Annotated in this window: 16 protein-coding genes; 7 read left to right on the plus strand and 9 right to left on the minus strand. The window is 68.1% G+C overall.

Annotated elements, in window-relative coordinates:
* Positions 1-152 precede the first annotated feature (152 nt).
* Both AC5JJ2_RS12385 and AC5JJ2_RS12390 read right to left on the minus strand, forming a co-directional pair.
* Positions 153-1,064: a CpsD/CapB family tyrosine-protein kinase gene (locus AC5JJ2_RS12385; protein ID WP_495858299.1), complete on the minus strand. Its 912-nt coding sequence runs from the start codon at positions 1,062-1,064 to the stop codon at positions 153-155.
* Positions 1,065-1,112: 48 nt separating this feature from the next.
* Entirely contained in the window at positions 1,113-2,057 is a 945-nt protein-coding gene (locus AC5JJ2_RS12390) for an ExeA family protein (RefSeq protein WP_495858300.1), read from the minus strand.
* Between the two features lie 247 nt (positions 2,058-2,304).
* On the opposite strand from AC5JJ2_RS12390, the gene AC5JJ2_RS12395 reads away from it, so the two are divergent.
* The gene (locus tag AC5JJ2_RS12395) at positions 2,305-3,057 is read left to right on the plus strand and encodes a tetratricopeptide repeat protein (protein ID WP_495858301.1); all 753 of its coding nucleotides are present in this window, start codon (positions 2,305-2,307) and stop codon (positions 3,055-3,057) included.
* A gap of 54 nt (positions 3,058-3,111) precedes the next feature.
* On the opposite strand, the gene AC5JJ2_RS12400 is transcribed toward AC5JJ2_RS12395, so the two are convergent.
* Positions 3,112-3,405 carry a YciI family protein gene (locus AC5JJ2_RS12400; protein ID WP_495858302.1) on the minus strand — a complete coding sequence of 98 codons (294 nt, stop codon included), beginning with the start codon at positions 3,403-3,405 and terminating at the stop codon, positions 3,112-3,114.
* 8 nt (positions 3,406-3,413) lie between these two features.
* The gene (pyrE, locus tag AC5JJ2_RS12405) at positions 3,414-3,962 is read right to left on the minus strand and encodes an orotate phosphoribosyltransferase (RefSeq protein WP_495858303.1); all 549 of its coding nucleotides are present in this window, start codon (positions 3,960-3,962) and stop codon (positions 3,414-3,416) included.
* Between the two features lie 42 nt (positions 3,963-4,004).
* Here pyrE and AC5JJ2_RS12410 point away from each other — a divergent pair, with 42 nt between their 5' ends.
* Entirely contained in the window at positions 4,005-4,364 is a 360-nt protein-coding gene (locus tag AC5JJ2_RS12410) for a 4a-hydroxytetrahydrobiopterin dehydratase (protein ID WP_495858304.1), read from the plus strand.
* Between the two features lie 5 nt (positions 4,365-4,369).
* The gene (locus tag AC5JJ2_RS12415; RefSeq protein WP_495858305.1) at positions 4,370-5,335 is read left to right on the plus strand and encodes a DUF6807 family protein; all 966 of its coding nucleotides are present in this window, start codon (positions 4,370-4,372) and stop codon (positions 5,333-5,335) included.
* Between the two features lie 131 nt (positions 5,336-5,466).
* Here AC5JJ2_RS12415 and AC5JJ2_RS12420 read toward each other — a convergent pair whose 3' ends face one another.
* From AC5JJ2_RS12420 to AC5JJ2_RS12430, 3 genes are all read right to left on the minus strand, one after another.
* Positions 5,467-8,139: a protein kinase domain-containing protein gene (locus AC5JJ2_RS12420; protein ID WP_495858306.1), complete on the minus strand. Its 2,673-nt coding sequence runs from the start codon at positions 8,137-8,139 to the stop codon at positions 5,467-5,469.
* An 87-nt stretch (positions 8,140-8,226) separates the two neighbouring features.
* The gene (locus tag AC5JJ2_RS12425; RefSeq protein WP_495858307.1) at positions 8,227-8,535 is read right to left on the minus strand and encodes a type II toxin-antitoxin system RelE/ParE family toxin; all 309 of its coding nucleotides are present in this window, start codon (positions 8,533-8,535) and stop codon (positions 8,227-8,229) included.
* Positions 8,532-8,798 (minus strand): type II toxin-antitoxin system ParD family antitoxin, encoded by a 267-nt coding sequence (locus AC5JJ2_RS12430; RefSeq protein ID WP_495858308.1) that lies wholly within the window; start codon positions 8,796-8,798, stop codon positions 8,532-8,534. The genes AC5JJ2_RS12425 and AC5JJ2_RS12430 overlap by 4 nt, the downstream gene beginning before the upstream one ends.
* Positions 8,799-8,912: 114 nt before the next feature.
* Here AC5JJ2_RS12430 and AC5JJ2_RS12435 point away from each other — a divergent pair, with 114 nt between their 5' ends.
* From AC5JJ2_RS12435 to AC5JJ2_RS12450, 4 genes are all read left to right on the plus strand, one after another.
* Positions 8,913-9,194: a ribbon-helix-helix domain-containing protein gene (locus AC5JJ2_RS12435; protein ID WP_495858309.1), complete on the plus strand. Its 282-nt coding sequence runs from the start codon at positions 8,913-8,915 to the stop codon at positions 9,192-9,194.
* The gene (locus tag AC5JJ2_RS12440; RefSeq protein ID WP_495858310.1) at positions 9,191-9,499 is read left to right on the plus strand and encodes a type II toxin-antitoxin system RelE/ParE family toxin; all 309 of its coding nucleotides are present in this window, start codon (positions 9,191-9,193) and stop codon (positions 9,497-9,499) included. The genes AC5JJ2_RS12435 and AC5JJ2_RS12440 overlap by 4 nt, the downstream gene beginning before the upstream one ends.
* Before the next feature lie 97 nt (positions 9,500-9,596).
* A complete protein-coding gene (gene glnA, locus AC5JJ2_RS12445) occupies positions 9,597-11,009 on the plus strand; it encodes a type I glutamate--ammonia ligase (protein ID WP_495858311.1) in 1,413 nt (470 codons plus the stop codon).
* 103 nt (positions 11,010-11,112) lie between these two features.
* The gene (locus tag AC5JJ2_RS12450) at positions 11,113-12,408 is read left to right on the plus strand and encodes a CehA/McbA family metallohydrolase domain-containing protein (protein WP_495858312.1); all 1,296 of its coding nucleotides are present in this window, start codon (positions 11,113-11,115) and stop codon (positions 12,406-12,408) included.
* A gap of 4 nt (positions 12,409-12,412) precedes the next feature.
* On the opposite strand, the gene AC5JJ2_RS12455 is transcribed toward AC5JJ2_RS12450, so the two are convergent.
* Entirely contained in the window at positions 12,413-12,964 is a 552-nt protein-coding gene (locus AC5JJ2_RS12455; protein WP_495858313.1) for a hypothetical protein, read from the minus strand.
* Positions 12,965-13,013: 49 nt separating this feature from the next.
* On the minus strand, positions 13,014-18,029 hold the full coding sequence (locus AC5JJ2_RS12460) for a 3-keto-alpha-glucoside-1,2-lyase-like domain-containing protein (RefSeq protein ID WP_495858314.1): 5,016 nt from the start codon (positions 18,027-18,029) through the stop codon (positions 13,014-13,016).
* Between the last annotated feature and the right edge of the window lie 169 nt (positions 18,030-18,198).

The raw sequence follows: 18,198 nt of genomic DNA on the forward strand, positions 1-18,198 counted from the left end.
ACCCGACGCAACAAGCCCTGAAAGGGCGGAACACTCTTCCGCCCTTTCAGGGCTTACCTCCGTGGCTCGTTTACCCAGGGGGGCGTCGCTTCGCTCCTTGCCCTGGGCTATGTTGTGTCGCCCCTTCGGGGTGAAAACCGGAACCCGATTCGTTACACCCGCGTGCTAATGAAGCCCCGCAACAGGCCGCCGTGCTTCGCAACTTGCGACCGGAGGCTGTTGAACACCGGGCGGTCCATCTCCGCCTGCCGCGTGACGAGATAGACGCCGTCGTAGGCCGGACTCGTCGCGTCGCGGTGCGGGCGTTCGCCCCAGACGCCGCCGTCGATCAGCACCCAGTCGAACCACTGCCGCAGTTGGCCCACGAGTTTCGGGAAGTCCGTGGACATCAGCGGCAGCGTGTCGGCCGTCGGCTTGCCCGCGCCGAGGACTTGCAGCTTCGGCACGGCCGTCGGTTGCAGCACCCACGCCACCGGCATCGACTGGTTCAGCACCTCGCTCAGGCCCGGCACGTCGGACAGGCCCATCTTGCGGGCGGCGCTCGGCCGGTCGAAGTCGGCGTCGATCACCAGCACCCGCGTGTGCGGCTCCTTCGCCAACGTCACGGCCAGGTTCAAGAGCACCGTCGTCGTGCCGTTGTCGCTCGCCGCCGCGGTGAACAGCACCGCCTTCGACTGGTGTTCTTGGCCGACCTGCCGCCGCAGTTCGTCGCGGAGGCCGCGGTACTCGCCGCTGGCCGCGTGGTCCGGGTGGTGGAACGCGACGACCGACGGGTGGACCGTCACCGGCAGCGGCTCGGCCGTCGGCTTCGGCGCGATGTCGTGCAGCTTCGCCGTCACGTAGCCCTCGTCCACCGCCGCGGCGCGGGTCGGCAGTTGCGCCGGCTTCTCGGCCGTCGTGACGCGGGCCGGTTGCTTCGGCAGGCCGTGGAAGATCGGTTGCGGGCCGCCGACCTCGATGTACGGGGCCGACCCGTTGAGGAACGGTTCGCTCTCGGTCGCGGTCGCGGCGTGGCCGGGGTAGTCGAGGCTGCCTTCGGTGATGATGCGGAACATGCGGCCCATGAGCGAAATCCTTTCGAGCGGGTGCGGAGGCGACGCCGGCGGGCCGCGTCACGCGGCCCGCCGGGTGCGTGATTTCTGTTTCGGCGTCTTCGCCGCCCCAGGTTCACGCCCTTCCCCACGTTCCCGGTCTTCCCCCGCCACCGACCTTGCGGCCCCGGCCGGGTATGCCGGTCGCGCCGGTTCCTCCGCCTCGGCGATCTCCACGCCGGCCTGCGACAGCACCTCGAACGCGACTTCCACGTCCACGCCCTCCGCCTCGCCGTCCGCCGCCAGTTGAAGGGCGGACGCCGCCAGTTGGTTCAGCACCCGCGGGACGCCCCGGCCGTGTCGCGCGAACAGCCGCAGCGCTTCCTCGTTGATGATTTCGTCCGCGTTCCGGCCGCACTGTTCGAGTTGCGTCCGCAGGAACGTGAGCGAATCTTCCTGCGACAGCGGCTCCAGCCGCAGCCGGCACCGCACGCGCTGGGCGAGCGGTTCGTGCAGCCGCTCGCGAAGGTCCGCCAGCGCGACGAGCAGTGTGAACAGCACTTTCGTGCCGCGGGCCTCCCAGTTGTCGAGCAGCCGCACCTCTTCGAGCAAGTCGGCGGATAAATGTTGCGATTCGTCGAGGACGAGGACCGCCCGCTTCTTCTCCGCGAGTGCGGCGAGGAGTTGTTCCGTCACGGCGAGCCGCAGTTCCTGCTCGCCCAGGCCGCGGTACGGCTGGCCGAGGTCGAAGAGGATCGCCTGGTGCAGGTCGGCGGGCTTGGCGAACCGCGCGGACGGGACGAAGATCGGCAGCACGTCGCCGCCGAGCGATTCGAGGAAGCGGAGGGCGAGTTGCGTCTTGCCGGTGCCGGGGCCGCCGTCGAGCAGGGCGAGGCCGTCGCCGGCCGCGAACGCGGACCGCAGGGCCGCGACCGCCGCCTCGTGCGGCGGCAGCGCGACGAACAGGTCGAGCGCCGGCGTCGGGCGGAACGGGCGACGATCCAGCCCCCATCGTGCCAGGTTCATGGCCGACCTTCTCGCGAAAGCATGTGGTGTCCGGCGGTTCCCCTCAACGGTATCGACCGCACCGTCGGCACAACTTCACACGGAACCCGCGGGTCGATAATCGCGATGTCGGAATGAGTAAATTTCCGTCCGAAGAAATCCGAACGGCACGGGATTTTGACTTGCGGCAGGTGCGCCCCCTCCGGTATATCTTCCCCTCACCACTTGCCACACCTGGCTCGTGGAGGGGCTGCACGGAGGCGGCGACATGAGCAGGATGCTCTCCCTACCTTTTCACGCCTGGTCCGCGGCGCAGGACGCCCTCGCGACCGGGCGGACGGCCGACGCGGCGCGATTGCTCGCCCGCGTCGTGGCCGTCGGCGAACTGCCGGCCGGCGAGCTCGCGGAGGCCCACCGGCAGCTCGCCGGATTACAGTTGCGCAACGGCCGACACGCGAAGGCCCGCCGCCACCTGCGGGCGGCCGCGGCCCTCGACCCGAAGCACGCGGCCACGTTCTTCCACCTCGGCGTGGCGTGCGAAACCGACCCCTACGGCAGCGACCGCCTCGCGGCGAAGTGCTACCGCCGCGCGACGAAACTCGACCCGTTGAACGCGCTCTACCGGGCACACCTGGCGCGGGCGGCCGTGCGGGTGAATCGCGACGGCGTCGCGATGAAGGCCATCGACGAGGCGGTGAAGCTGGCCCTGACGGACGCGGCGGTGCTAACCGTGATCGTCGAGGCGCTCCGCGAGTGCGGCCGATTGAACACCGCGACGCGGATCGTGACGAAGGCCCGCTTCCTCGCTCCAAATGACGCGAAGGTGCTGGCGGTGTGGAACCGCGTGCGGTTCGAGGCCGTGCGGGCGGCTCAACACGCCGACCGCAAGCCGCGGATGACGACCAGCCCGCACGTGCTGCCGTTCGTGCGGGTCGTCGCCGCGGACGGGCAGAAGCACGTCGTCCGCCGCGACGCGGGGTCGGCGGCGGCCCCGCACGTCATGCGGTTCCGCAGGGATTGAGGTTGTCGCGGACCCACCCGTCGAAGCGACGGGTGGGCTTTCGGTCTCGGTTTGTTAGCCCACTTTCGTCATCACATCCGGGTTCGTGAACACCATCTTCCACGGGCGGACTTCCCACTTCACGAACACGCCGCCGTCGTGGAACGGGTCGGCGCGGATCAACTTCTCCGCGTCTTCGAGCGTCTCCGCCTCGTACACGATGAGCGCCCCGTAGCCGTCCGTGAACGGCCCGGAGCAGGCGAGCTGCCCCTTCGCGAGAAGCGCGTTCAGGTACTCGCGGTGCTTCGGGCGGATCGAGTCGATCCTCGCGGCGTCCTGGATGTACTCGATGACGGCGGCGTACTTCATGATGATTCTCAGTTCTTGGGTGGTTCGATTCCGAAATCGCGGATCGTGAAAATCGGTCGGAAGTCGTACTTCGCCAGCGTCTCGCCCGCGCCCTGAAGCCGGTCGCAGATGCACACCACGCGGAGCACCTTCGCCCCGACCGCTTCCACGGCCTCGATCGCCTGCACGACGCTCCCGCCGGTCGTGAGCACGTCGTCGATCACCACGACCGCGTCGCCGGCCCGCACTTGGCCCTCGACGCGCTCCTTGCTGCCGTGGTCCTTCGCGGCCTTGCGGACGAAGAAGCCCTCCACCGCCCGGCCGTGCCGGTGGAACGCCGTCAGCGCCGCCGCCGCCATCGGGATCGCGCCGACCTCCAGCCCGCCGATGGCTTGAAGCTCCAGGTCGGCCGTCGCCTCGTAGAGCAGCTCGCCGAGCAGCGTGATCGCCTCGGCGTGGAACAGCACCTTCTTCGAGTTCACGTAGTAACTCGATTTCTTCCCGGACGCGAGCGTGAAGTCGCCGAACTGCAAGGCGCGGTCGCGGAAGAGTTGTTGCAAGCGGTCGCGTGGGGTCATGGTAAATTCGTAGATAGAAGAATCGCCCGCCGGAGGACAGCGATGGCCGACAAGAAAACCTACACCGAAACCGAGGTCGCCGAGAAGCTGACGGAGCACGGGCTGACCGAGTGGTACCTCGAAGACGGCTGGATCCGCCGGAAGTACAACACGGACGGCTGGCCGCAGACGCTCATGGCCGTCAACGCCGTCGGCTACTTGTGCGAGGCCGCGTGGCACCACGCCGACCTGAGCGTGACGTGGGGCAAGCTCTGGGTGAAGCTCAAGACGCACGACGCCGGCGGGATCACGGACAAGGATTTCGCGTTGGCGAAGGAGATCGAGGCGGTAGTATTGTGGCGACCGGCCGCCGAAAGCCCGCTCGGGGCCGGCAACCCCAAGAAGTTCGTCTTCAGCAAGTGAGCATCATGAAACACACCCTCCCCCTCGTCGCGGTCCTGATCGCGACCGCGGCCCGTGCCGCCGAGCCGACGTTCCACTTCGTCGAGACGAAGGGCGAACACCTGGACGTGAAGTACGGCGACCGGCTCGTGCTGCGGTTCGTCAACAAGCCCCGCGACGGCACGACGGCGGACACGCACTACATGAGCTTCAAGCCGTTCCACCAGGTCTTCGACCCGAAGACCGGCACGACGAACCTGTCCAGCGGCGCGCACCCGCTGACGAAGGAGTTCCAGTTCCCGCACCACCGCGGACTATTCTTCGGGTTCAACCGGATCAGCTACGGCGACAAGCAGACGGCCGACATCTGGCACGGCACGAAGAACGTCTACAGCACGGTGGACAAGCTGCTGGAGCAGAAGGCCGATTCGACGAGCGCCACGCACACGGCCGCGATCTCCTGGCACGGCACCGACGGCAAGACGTTCGCCGAGGAAGAACGCACGGTGACGGTGTCGTGCCCGCCGGGCGGGACGCAAATCGACTGGTCCACCGTGCTGACGACGAAGCTGCCGAAGGTACGGCTCGACGGCGACCCGCAGCACGCCGGGTTCCACTTCCGGGCGAATCAGGAGGTGAGCAAGAACGGCAAGGCGAACACGTACTACCTACGGCCGGACGGCAAGGGGAAGGTCGGCGAGACGCGGAACTGGGACGCGAAGAAGCCGGACCCGAAGGCGGTGAACCTGCCGTGGAACGCGATGAGCTTCGTGGTCGGCGGGAACCGCTACACGGCGCTACGGATCAACCACCCGGACAACCCGAAGGAGACCCGCGGCAGCGAGCGGGACTACGGCCGGTTCGGCGATTACTTCGAGTACGACCTGACGCCCGAGAAGCCGCTGAAGCTGAAGTACCGCGTCTGGATTCAGGAAGGTGAGATGACCGGCGAGCAATGCGCGACGATGGCGGAAGCGTTCGCGAAGAAGTGAAGCCTTGACTTCCGAAGTCCGGCTTCAACTTCGGAAGTCGAGCGGGACCGGAACCCTGGGACAGGGAAGCAAGGCCCCTCCGCGGGATCGACTTCCGAAGTCGAAGCCGGACTTCGGAAGTCGGGTTCACGTCAATCCCGCAAGAATCTTCCCACCACGATAATCATCACCCCGCCCACCAGCGCACTCAACATCCACGCCTTCAGCGGTCCCGCGTCCGGCACGCCGAGCATCGGGCCGAGCGCCCCGACGACCACGCCGGGGATCGCCACCAGACTCGGCTTCCACCCGAAGTAGATGACGCCCGACAGCATCAGCAGGAACCCGCAGATCGGCGTCCCGTAGTGGCTGACGCCCTTCGCGACCGCCTCCGGCAGCACGGCGAGCTTCAGCGGCTTCATCACGCCCATCGTCTTCTCGGCCGACTTCGCCGCGTCCGTCGCCGCCGCCACGTTCCCCTTCTCGACGGCCTGCTCCACCGTCGCGATCACCCCCTTCAGCGCGTCGCGGTTCTGGTTCAGCCAGAGCAGCCCGACCGCGAACACCGCCGCGCCGACGGCGAACCGCAGCCGCCGGCCGGCCCAGTCGTTGAGCAGCTGCTTCGTCGCCAGGCTCCGCCGCTTTACGCCGGCGATGTTATAACCTTCCGGCGGCTTCTTCGCCTTCGCCGCCGCGACCATCGCCCGCAGGTCGGCCTTCTTCCCGGCCTTCGCCATCGTCTTCGCCTCGGCCGCCTGATCCACGAGCGCGTCGGCCATCGCCGCGGCCTGCTCCTTCGCTTCGGCCGCGGTCGCCCCCTTCGCTTGCAGCGCCTTCGCCTGCACCTTCTCCAAATGCCGCCGCTCCCGCGCCTCCTGGCGGGCGCGCAACCGCGCATCGATGCCCGCGATCAGCGGCTCCCGCCACGCGGCGAACTTCCGGGCCGTCTCCGCGATCGCCCCCTTCCGGTACTCGCGGGCCGCCAGCTTCGCCTCGTACCCGAACAGCGACTCGTAGAACTCTTCCCAGTCGTCGCCGCCGTACTTGCAGACGAACTGCCGCAGGTTCTCCTCGTCCAGCCCTTGCAACCGCATCGACTTGAACAGCACCTTCGCGTCGTTGAGCGGCTCCTCCCTCGCGGCGTCCTGGGCACGGTCGGTGAGGAACCACAGCACGAACGCGAGGCCGACGCCGAGGAGCGCGAACCCGAGGAAGTGCCAGAGGATGCCGAACACCCAGAGTGCGAGGAGCAACAGGATTCCGCCGCCCACCCACGTCAGCCAGTCTGCGACACGCGACCCGAAGACGAGCTGCCGGACCTTCGCGAAAAGGTGCGACCGCGAGTACAAGCCGCTGACAACGAAGGACACAACCGGCGTGGCGAGCAGCAGGCCGAGGAACCCGCCGGCCCACGGGTACGCCCCGGCGACGCCGCACCCGACGACGCCGAGGACGCACGCGGCCAGGAACCCGAGGGCCGCGAGTTTCTTCAGCCCCCGCTTCGACGCGGCGTTGAACTTCTGCGCCGCCTTCTCCAGTCGGTCGGCATGCTCCTCCTTCGGCGTGAACGGCCCCGCTTGGAGGATGCCGAGGTAGCCCTCGAGCGCCGCGATCACCTCGTCCATCGTCTGGTAGCGGTCCTCCGGCTTCTTCGCGAGCATCTTGACGAGGATGCCGGACAGCGCCTTCGGGACGCGCTTCACGATCACGTCCGGCGGCACGACCGGGGCCGTCTTGTGCTTGGTCATTACCTCCAGGGCCGTCTTCCCCTGGAACGGCGGCTGGCCGGTCACCATGACGTACAGCGAACAGCCGAGCGAGTAGATGTCCGCCCGGTGATCGACGGCGGCCGAGTCCATCGCCTGCTCCGGCGGCATGTACGTCGGCGTGCCCATCACCATCCCGGCCCGCGTCAGCCGGCCGTCGTCGTCTTCTTCCTCGGTTGCAGTCGTCGGCTGCGGCACGTCCGCCGTCGGCAGTTTCACGAGGCCGAGGTCCGCGACCTTCACCACGCCCTCGGTGTTCAGCATCAGGTTGTCCGGCTTGATGTCCCGGTGGACCATCCCCTGGGCGTGGCCGAACCGCAGCCCGCGGGCCGCCTGCAGGACGTACCCGACGGCGACCTCCGGGTCGAGCTTGCCCTTCTCCTTGACCACCTCCATGAGCGACTGCCCGGCGACGAACTCCATGCTGAAGAAGTGCGTCCCCTTCTCCTCGCCGATGTCGTAAATCTGGATGACGTTGTGGTGCGTGAGTTGGGCCGCGGCGTACGCCTCGCGGGTGAACCGGGCGACGAAGTTCGGGTCGTCGGCCAGTTTCTTGTGCATGACCTTGAGCGCGACCTTGCGGTCGAGCGAAAGTTGCCGGCCGAGCAGCACCGCCCCCATGCCGCCCTTGCCGAGGACCTTTACGACCTCGTACCCGCCGAGCCGGACGGGGAAGTCGTCGGCCGCGTCCTTCGCCTTCTTTGGCGGGGAAACGGCGGTCGGCTCGAACCGGTTCGTCCCGTCGTCGGCCGCGCTGGATTCGCGCTCGACATCGGTGAACGCCCCGGTCGTGTCCGGGGCGTTCACGGCCGACGGCGCGAAGGCGTTCGTCGGGTCCGGGGTGCGGTCCACGTTTGTGAACGCGCCGGTCGCGGCCGGGTCGGCGGCTTGGGCCGTCGGCTCGGCCGACAGGAGCTTGGCGAGAATGGTGCCGTCCGGGGACGCCGGGACGACGAGCAGGAACACGGTCCCGCACTTCGGGCACATCGGCTTGAACTGGCCGGGCTTGAGGTTCTTCGCGTTCAGCGCGCTCTTGCACTTCGGGCACGACACGCTCATGTGGGCACCCCTTACGGTGGGGACGTGACGGGGGATGCGGGTCGGAGTGGATTCTACCTCACGGCCGGAGCGGATGCGAACGGGTACTCAGTCGGAATCGGCCTCGTCGAACGCGGTTTTCAGATCGCGGGAGCCGTGAAGGACGCGGATGATCGACACGCCACCGGGGATCGGTGTGAAGACGATGACATAGTTCTGAAGGAGGACGGCGCTCCGCGCACCGAGCCTCAACTCGTCGCGCGCCCGGCCCAGCCCCGGTTGACCCGCGAGTAAGTTGCACACCCGGTCGTATTCGGCGGCGAACCGCTCGGCCGCCCGCGGGCTGCGCCCGTCCAGGTACTCGATGATCTCTTCGACATCTCGCTCGGCCTGGAGCGTTCGGTGAACCGTACTCATTGCGACTTGCTCCGGGCGGCCTTGCGCTCGCGGACTTCTTTGAGGATGTCCGCCGCGGTTTTCGTGGACATCCGACCGGCTTCCAGGTCCGCGAACCCCTTCTCGACTTCCCGCCGCAACTCTTCCAGCTTCGCCTCGCGCAGTTCCTTCTCCCGCAACGCCCGCAGTGCCTCGCGGACGACCTCGCTGCTCGTCTGGTACATCCCGGTCGCGACCTTGTCGGCGATGTACTGCTCCAGTTCCGGCGTCAACGACACGTTCATGGCAACTCCTCGGGGAATGCACCCAGAATACCCGCGATGTCAGGATGTGTCAAAATTTGCCCGTGGCAGACCGGGGCGGTGTTGAGGTAGAATGTCGCCAGCTAGGAGGATGACATGACGATCACACTGCCGGACGAAGTCGGACGGAAGGCGGAAGCCCACGCCAAAGCTCACGGTTTCGCCACGATCGAGGAGTACCTCGAAGATCTGATCCACGGCGACGAGGCGGCCGACGATCCGCCGATTCTCAGACCCGAAAACCGGGCCACCCTCGAGCGGTTGCTGGATGAGGGTATGGCCAGCGGGGAGCCGATCCCGGTCGATGAAGCGTTCTGGGAAGAACGCCGCCGCGTCTTGGCGGAACGAATGGCCCGCCGCCGCGCCGACCGGTCATGAGCATCGACATCTTACCCGCGGCCGCGGCCGATCTCGACGACGCGGCCGAGGACATCGGGGCGTCGATCGGCGAACGGGTCGCCCGGCTGTTCCAACGGCGGTTGGGGGACATGTTACGTCGGTTGGAACGGTTCCCACTCTCCGTCGCGCCGCACGAACCGCCGTTCCCCCGGTATCCCGGCCTTCGGGTGGTACCAATCAAACGGTTTGAAGCCCGACTTATTTGTTACGTGCCGACGGCGGACGGCATTCGCGTCGTCCGGGTCTTGCATTCTTCCCGAGACCTCGGCGCGATCTTCGGCTAGCGCGTACCCGCCGCCGGACCTGCTATAATCCCCTCCACCCGCGATTCACTCCTCTCTCGCGGCCGACCCGCACCCGCCCTCCGCACGAGAGGTATCCGTGACCCCACGCGAAGTTCTGGCCTTCCTCCGCGAACGCGACGTCAAGGCCGTCGATCTCCGGTTCATGGACTTCCCCGGCCTCTGGAAGCACTTCACCATCCCGGCCGAGCAGCTCGACGAACGCTCCTTCGAGGACGGCATCGGGTTCGACGGGGCCAGCCTCCGCGGCTGGCAGGCGATCAACGAGTCGGACATGATCGTCGTCCCGCAGCCGGAGACGCCGTTCATCGACCCGTTCCGGAACGAGACGACGCTGGTGATGATCTGCAACATCCAGGACCCGCTGACGAAGGAGGACTACAGCCGTGACCCGCGGAACGTGGCCCGGAAGGCGGTCAACTACATGAAGCAGACGGGCATCGCGGACACCGCGTACTTCGGCCCGTCGCTCGACTTCTTCGTGTTCGACGACGTGAAGTTCGACCAGACCAGCCACAGCGCGTTCTACTACGTGGACAGCGTCGAGGGGGCGTGGAACAGCGGCCGCGACGAGAAGCCGAACCTCGGCAGCAAGATTCCGTACCGGCAGGGCTACTTCCCGTGCCCGCCGGCGGACCAGACGCACGACCTGCGGTCCGAGATGATGCGGGTGATGATGGACAGCGGGCTGACGGTCGAGAGCCACCACCACGAGAAGGCCAGCGGCGGGCAGTGCGCCATCGACGTGCGGTACGGCGAACTCGTGCCGACGGCCGACAACGTGCTGAAGTACAAGTACATCGTCCGCAACGTCGCCCGCCGGCACGGGAAGACGGCGACGTTCATGCCGAAGCCGCTGTTCGACGAGTTCGGGTGCGGCATGCACGTCCACCTGTCGCTGGCGAAGGGCGGCAAGAACCTTTTCACCGGCAGCTCCTACTCCGGGCTGTCGGACACGGCCATGTTCGCCATCGGCGGCCTCTTGAAGCACGCCCCGGCGCTGGCGGCGTTCACGAACCCGACGACGAACAGCTACAAGCGGCTCGTCCCCGGCTTCGAGGCCCCGTCGGCGCTCGCGTACAGCCAGCGGAACCGGTCGGCGGCGATCCGCATCCCTGTGTACTCCTCACGGCCCGATTCCAAGCGGATCGAGTACCGGATGCCGGACGGGGCGGCGAACCCGTACCTGGCGTTCTCGGCGATCCTGATGGCGATGCTCGACGGCATCCGGAACAAGACGAACCCCGGCCAGCCGCTAGACAAGGACATTTACGACATGGCGCCGGAGCAACTCCGCGACGTGCCGAAGCCGCCGGGCGGCCTGGACGAGGCACTGGCGGCGCTCCAGAAGGACCACGAGTTCCTGATGCACTCGGACGTGTTCACCGAGGACGTGATCGACACCTGGATCGCGTTCAAGCGGAAGGAAGAGGTGGACGCCCTCCGCCTCCGGCCGCACCCCTACGAGTTCGCGCTCTACTTCGACAGTTGAAGCGTGGCGAGCCGAGCGGCGTAAGCCGCCGGGTAAATCTACTAACCCGGCGGCTTACGCCGCTCGGCTCGCCGGTGATTTTTCTCTCCCCGGACCCTCTCCCATGCCCCGTTCGCTGCTCGCTTGCGTCGTCACCCTCGTCGTGTTCGCCGTCGTCGTCGCACAGCGGCCGACGGACGGGCCGCTGCCGCCGCTGCCGGTCGCGGACGCGAGGCCGGCGTTCTGGAAGGGGAACCTCCACACGCACTCGCTCTGGAGCGACGGCGACGACTTCCCGGAAATGGTCGCCGACTGGTACAAGCGGCACGGCTACCAGTTCCTCGCGCTGACCGACCACAACGTCATCGCCGACGGCGAGAAGTGGGTGGACGCCGCGACCACGGTCGTCCGCAAGAAGGCGGTCGAGAAGTACGAGGCCCGGTTCGGCAAGGCGTGGGTCGAACGCCGCGTCGAGAAGGACAAGCCGCAGGTGCGGCTCAAGCCGCTCCGCGAGTTCCGGAGTCTTTTGGAGGAGCCGGGCAAGTTCCTGTTCGTCCCGGCCGAGGAGGTCACGACGAAGTTCGCGAAGTACCCGGTCCACATGAACGGCATCAACCTCCGCGACGCGATCAAGCCGGTCGAGGCGGCGAACGTCACCGAGACGATCCGCGTCAACCTGAAGCAGGCCGAGGAGCAGGCGGCGAAGACCGGGTGGCCGAACGTGACGTTCCTGAACCACCCGAACTTCCAGTGGGGCGTGAAGGCCGAGGAGATGATCGCGGCCGAGGAGTTGCGGTACTTCGAGGTGTTCAACGGGCACAGCGGCGTGCGGAACTACGGCGACGCGACGCACGCCAGCTGCGAGCGCATCTGGGACATCCTGCTCGCGGTCCGGCTGGCGAAGTTGAAGTTGCCGGTCGTGTACGGCGTGGCGACGGACGACTCGCACGCGTACCACGAGTTCGCCGTCGGCAAGACGAACCCCGGCCGCGGGTGGGTCATGGTCCGCGCCCCGCACCTGACGGCCGAGGCGGTCGTCCGGGCGATGAAGGCCGGCGACTTCTACTTCTCCACCGGCGTGACGCTCGACGAGATCGCGAAGGCCGACGGCAAGCTGACGCTCTCCATCCGCGCCGAGCCGGGGGTGACGTACAAGACGGAGTTCGTCGCCACGATGGCCGGCACGCCGCTGGACGCCGAGCCGATCCTGGACGAGAAGGGCCAGCCGCTCGACGTGACCCGCCGCTACCACGCGGACGTGGGGAAGGTCGTGGCGGAATCGACGAACGCGGCCCCGACGTACACGTTCACCGGCAAGGAGCTGTACGTGCGGGCGAAGGTCACGTCGTCGAAGCCGCACCCGAACCCGTACCAGAAGGGCGACACGGAGGTCGCGTGGACGCAGCCGGTCGTGCCGTGACCGGCTACTCCTTGTCCGCCGGCTTCGACGAACTCGTCCCGCCGGGGGCGGCCGGGAACACGAGCTTGCCGCCCTTCTCCGGGTGCGCCCCGGCCTTGCCGATCAAAACCGCCTTCGGGTTGTCGTCGCCGTCAACCATGACCTGGAACGTGACCGTCTCGGCCTTCGGGCCGACCTTGAAGTTCACCGCATCGACCTTCCCGTGCAGGCCGAACTGGAAGTCGAACCCCAACTTGTCCTTGTGAATGACGATCCAGTCGGCGTCCTTCGCCTTCTCGGCCTTGTCCAGCCCCTGGAAGTCGCCGCGGATCCAGTCCCCCTTCACGCGGGCGGAGCCGGAAATGACCGCCTTCTTCTTTTTCTTCGCCCCGCCGGCGGTCATCCGCATGTGCCACGCGCCGTCCTCGTAGTAGATGGCGCAAGCGGCTTTCATCCCGGCCTTAAACTTCTCCGGCCGCCCGGCCGGGTCCGGCAGGTCGTCCGCGACGAGCGGGGCCATCCCAATCATCAGGGCCGAGAAGGCCAGCATGTGTGCGAGAGGGCGGCGTAAGGCCATTGGAGTTCTCCGGGTCGTTGTTGGAGCAGTTGATTATTGCAAAGAGTCGTTACTTCGTGGGGGCCGGTTTCGGGACCACCATGACTTCGACGTTCTTGAAGACGCCTTGCCCCCTGGTGGTGTGCGCGCCGACGCCGCCGGCCTGGGTGATGGCCGCGTCGCGAATCTCCCCGACGCGCGTGCCGTTCGCGTAGACGGCGAGCGCGTCGCCGACGGCGGAGCAGGCTAGCTCGAAGAACTCGCCCTCCTTGACCCCGGTAGCGGCGGCGAACCGCTTCTTGACCCCGTACCGGAACCGCGCGTCCCGCGTGCCGATGCCGAAGCTCTCCGCGTCGTCGCACTCGTAGAAGCCGGTGTAGTAGACGCCCTTCACGTCGCGGACGGTGAGCATGACCGTTTGCCCCTTCTGCTTCTTCACTTGCGCCCGCACCACGAGGTCGGCGGCCGAGACGGCCTTGTCGTAGGCGTGGCCGTTGGCGATCTCGATGCCGGCGGCGGTGAAGGCGGCGTTCCGCAGTTCCCGCGTCGCCGGGTCCTGGAGAACCGGCCGCCAACTGCCGCCGCCAAGGCGGTCGTAGTCCCGCACCGGCGGCTCGAGTTCCCGAACCTCGACGCTGCGGACGCGGACCTCGCCGTCCTGGGCGCACGTGACGTTGATCGGGTGGCCGTCGGCCGGCATGGCGTCGTCGGTCACGTCGGCCGTCGTCACGCCGTCCACGAGCACCCGAACGCGGTTGCCCCGGACGATCACCTCCAGCGTGTACCACGCCCCCGCCGCGAGCTTCGGCGTGGCGAGGAGCGGGAGCGGGTCGCCCTTGCCGCGGGCGAGTCGGCCGACTTCCCTCCGCTCCGCGTCGTCCGGGGAGCCGAGGGACACGCGGAAGTAGCCGTTCACGCCGTCGTCCTTCGGACCGGGGAGGAGCACGACCCGGCTGGTGTACCGCCGCGTGTCCGCCGCCGGCTTCATCGCCTGAAGTTTCAGGTGGAAGTGGCGGTAATCCTTCTTGAGCGTGACGAGGTTGCTGCCGTCGTTGGCGGTATTCGCGGGGCACTTGCCGACGAGGACGCCGTCCTCGACGAGCCACGACCCCTTCGGGAAGCCGAACTTCTCCCACCCGGTCAGGTCCTTGCCGTTGAAGAGCGGGGCGAACGCCGTGGTAGGTGGCGGCGGGAGGGCCGCGACGCCTAGTTCTCGAATCGACACGTTGCGGTACGCCACGCGGCCGGTGTAGACCTTGAACCCGACCCGGCCCTTCGCCCGCATCAGCCCCGGCTTGGCGTCGAACGGCCGCGGGGCGGACGGGTCGAGCTTTAGATCGACGCACGCCTCCCCGTCGAACGTCGCGGCGCAGGCGTCGCCCCGGACGGTGACCTCGCACGTGTGCCACTGCCCGACGACGACCTTCGGCGTCTTCACCGGCGGCGCGAATACGCCGGTCGCCTTCGTCATCCACCACGCCGACCCGGTCACGTCTCCCGCCCTGGGGAACGTGAGGGTGAGGAGCGGGTGATCGGCCATGAGTTTGTTCCCGACCGGGAGGCTCTCCGCCGGAACCGCGCGAAGGGCTACGCCGCCGACCGCCCCGGCGTCCCGGATTTGGTAATCGAACCTCAACGTGAAGTCGCCGTAGTCCTTATCGGAAAGGAGGAAGCTCGCCGCCCGCGGGTTGGCGGCCGACGCGGTGACGGCCCCGTCCGCGACGGCCCACTGGTCGGCCCGGCCGCCCTCGACGGACCACCCGGCCAGGTCCTTGCCGTTGAACAGCGGGGTGAACGCCGGCGACGCGGGGGGCGGTTCGCTCGCCGCCAGGTTGGCGGGCAGCTCCGCGACCTTCTCCACGTCCGGCAGCCCGTCCCACAGCACGTCGCCGGTCGGGGCCGTCACCTTGATGTCGCGGAATAGGTAGCCGCCGGTCTTGAACAGGACCAGCCCGACCTGCCCGCGGGGGTGCGAGGTCGTGCCGCGGAAGACCGTCTCCGCCGGCGCGTCGCCCTCGGCCAGCAGACACTCGAACGTATTGCCGCGGACCTTCACCGTCGCCGTGTACCACACGTTGAGCTTCAGGGCGGCCTTCCGCGTCTGCATCTGGTTCCACTTGGCGGCCTTGTTCTCCTCCGCCTGGTAGAGCGTGTTGCCGAACGCCCCGAGGGAGAAGACGTTCTGGTTCTCGGCCCCGTTGCTGCGGAAGCAGAGGCCGAACTGGTGGGCCGTCGGGAGCACCCGCCGGGCCTGGACGGTGAAGTCGTAGTCGGTCCAGGCCGTGTCGCCGAACGCGACCTGCGGGAAGTACATGGCCGCGTCGCGGGCGAGGAACAGCCGGTCGGCGGCCTGCCGCCACTGTCCGCCGAGGACGCGGGTTTCCGTCCGCGGCGGCGGGGCGGCCGCGGCCAGGTCGGGGAAGCCCTCGAACAGCTTCGTCCCGTCCGGGGCGGTCACCACGAGGTTGCGGAACCGGGCCTCGGCCTGGAATGCGCCGAGGGCAACCCGGCCGGCCGGGTGACGCGGGTCGGTGCGCCGGACGACCTCCCGGTCGTTCCAGTAACAGAAGACGTTCGACCCACGGGCCGATACCTTCAACCGGTTCCAAGCATTCGTCTGGTTGGAAACGGACGACCCGTTTAGGAACGAGTCGCGGGTCCCGTCCGTGACGATCGAGGCCCAACAGGTGTGCGTGCCCTTGTCGTGGTTCGCCCCAAAGACCCAAAAGTTACTGCGGTCCGTTGCCCGGAAGAAGACGTGGCCGCTGCCCTTCACCTCGACCGTCACGTCATAATCGCGCCACACAACGTCCCCGAAGCCGACGGTTCCGTACCCAGGTCGGTCGCCGGGGTGGAGGACAAGTTCGTCCCCCTCACGGCTGGCCGTCCCCTTAATCATGGTTGCTTTCCGGTCCGGCGGTTGGGCGGCCGGCTTCTGCACGAGCGCCTTCACCGAGACGGTGTCGAAGTACCCGCTGTTCTCCTCGTTGCCGGGGCTGTTGCTGCGGACCGCCCGGAGGACGACCCGCACGTACCGCGTCCCGGCCATCGGCGCGCGGGTCGCGCCGTACTCCTTCCACGTCCCCGGCTCGTACCGCGGGCCGGTGTCGTAGGCCGTCGCCAGTTGTAGCTTGTCCTTGTCCAAAAACGTCACCCGGAACTGGGCCTTGTCTTTCTGCCCCTTGCCGCCGTAGCTGCCGAGCAGGGCCGACATTTTGAACTCGACCCGCCCGGCGTCGATGTCCGCCGCGTACTTCGACACGTCGATGTCCTGTTGAAGGATGCCCTCGGCGCATTTCCCGGCGTAGAAGAACGGGTCGGCCTTCGCGACCTTCCGCTGCCACTTGCCCTTCACGTTCGTCCACCCCTGGAGGCCGGACGAGTCGCACTGGCCGTTGACCACCAACTCCTCGGACGGTTCGACCGCGGCCGCCGCCGGCCCCGCGGCCTTCGGCGGCGCGGGGGCGTCCTTTTCCTCCTCGAACAGCCGGGCGACGAACTCCGTCCGCTCGTGGTCGAGTACCGTCACCTCCTCGCCGACCGTGACGAACCCCTTCTTCCGCACCTCGACCTTCCGCGTCCCGGCCGGGATGGTGATCTCCGCCTTCTCCGTCCCCGCGTCCCAGGAGACCGTGACGACGTTGCCGTCCACCAGCACCTCGGCGTCCGGGTCGAGGTCGGTCAGCTCGATGGTCCCGTTCGGCGTCTTCACCTTCACGAACAACCCCGCCGCGCTGGCGATCAGCAGGCCGATGGCGAGCACGCCGAGGCCGACGGCGGGGAGCAGCCACGCCGGCCGCCGCTTCCGGGGAACCTCTTTCGTCGTCGCGGTGAGCGGGGCCGTCGGCTGGTCGCCGAACGGGATCGAGCGCTGTTCGGCCACCGACCCGGTGTCGCCGATCGACACGTAAGGGGCCGACGCGACGACCTCCGTGGACGCCGGCAGCTTCTCCGTCTTCAGGCTCTCCTTCAGGATCGCCATGACCTCGTCGGCCGACGCCGGGCGGTTCGCCGGGTCCTTCGCCAAGAGGCGGTCGATGAGCGACGCCAGGATCGGCGGCAGGTTCGTCGCCAGGTTCGTGACGCTCGGCAGCGGGTCCGGCGTGGCCAACTCCGTGAGGATGGCGAAGACGCCCTCGCTGGCGTTCAGGTACGGGAGCTTCCCGGTCGCGAGCTGGTGCAGGATGACGCCGAGGGAGTACAGGTCGGTGCGGTGATCGACCTTCTTGCCGCGGGCCTGCTCCGGGGACATGTACGCCGGCGTGCCGAGGAGTTCGCCGGACTTCGTCACCTCGATCTCGCGGTTGACCGGGCGGGCGAGGCCGAAGTCGATGATCTTGACCGTCGGCTTGCCGGTCCGGGCGTCCGTCCCGAGGTGAATGTTCGACGGCTTCAGGTCGCGGTGGACGAGGCCGACGCGGTGGGCGTCCGACAGGCCCTTCGCGATCCCGTACGCGATCCGCCGCCAGATATCCGTCGGCATCGGCCGCGGCCGCTTGTCGAGCGTCTGGCCGGTCAGCAGTTCCATCGTCTGGTAGGACACGTCCCGCCAGACGCCGCAGTCGTACACCTCCGCGACGTGGGCCGACCGGACGCGGGCGGTCGCCTGCGCCTCCTCGATGAACCGCTCGCGGAGCCGGACGTTGTCCGCGTACTTCGGCAGGATGATCTTGAGCGCGACCGTCCGCCGGAGCGTCGGGTCGATGGCCCGGAATACCATCCCCATGCCGCCCTGGCCGAGTAGCTCGACGACGCGGTAGCGGTCCAACGTGCCGAGGTCGCCGGGCCGCTCCGGCGGGGCGAGGAACGCGAGGTCGGCGTTCGGCGCGGGCTTCCGGCCGAGATTCTTCACCCGGCGGAGAAGTTCCTCGACGAACGTGCCGTCGGTGCCGAGTTCGCTGGTGTCGTTGGCCGCGCGGAGGTCGGCGAGGAGCGGGTCGCTGGCCACGAGCTTCTCGGCCTTCGCGCCGCACGCCGGGCAGCCGAGGACGTGGTCGCCGACGGCGTCCGCGTCCGGGCCGGCGTGCGAGCCGAGGAGGACGCTTCGCAGGGTGTCGTCGGTCGGGCAGAGTTGCAGGTCGGGCACGGCGGCTCTCCGCGGGGGCTGACGTGAAAGGTACGCCACCGGGGGAGGAAACCTGTCAAAAAAAATGTGGAACAGGCACGGCGATCTTGTAGGGCGGGTCAAGGCTTTGCGCCGACCCGCCGGGACCGCAACCACACGGGAGAGCCGCGGAACCGGCCGGGACCGCGAC

This window comes from Limnoglobus sp. (assembly GCF_059499385.1).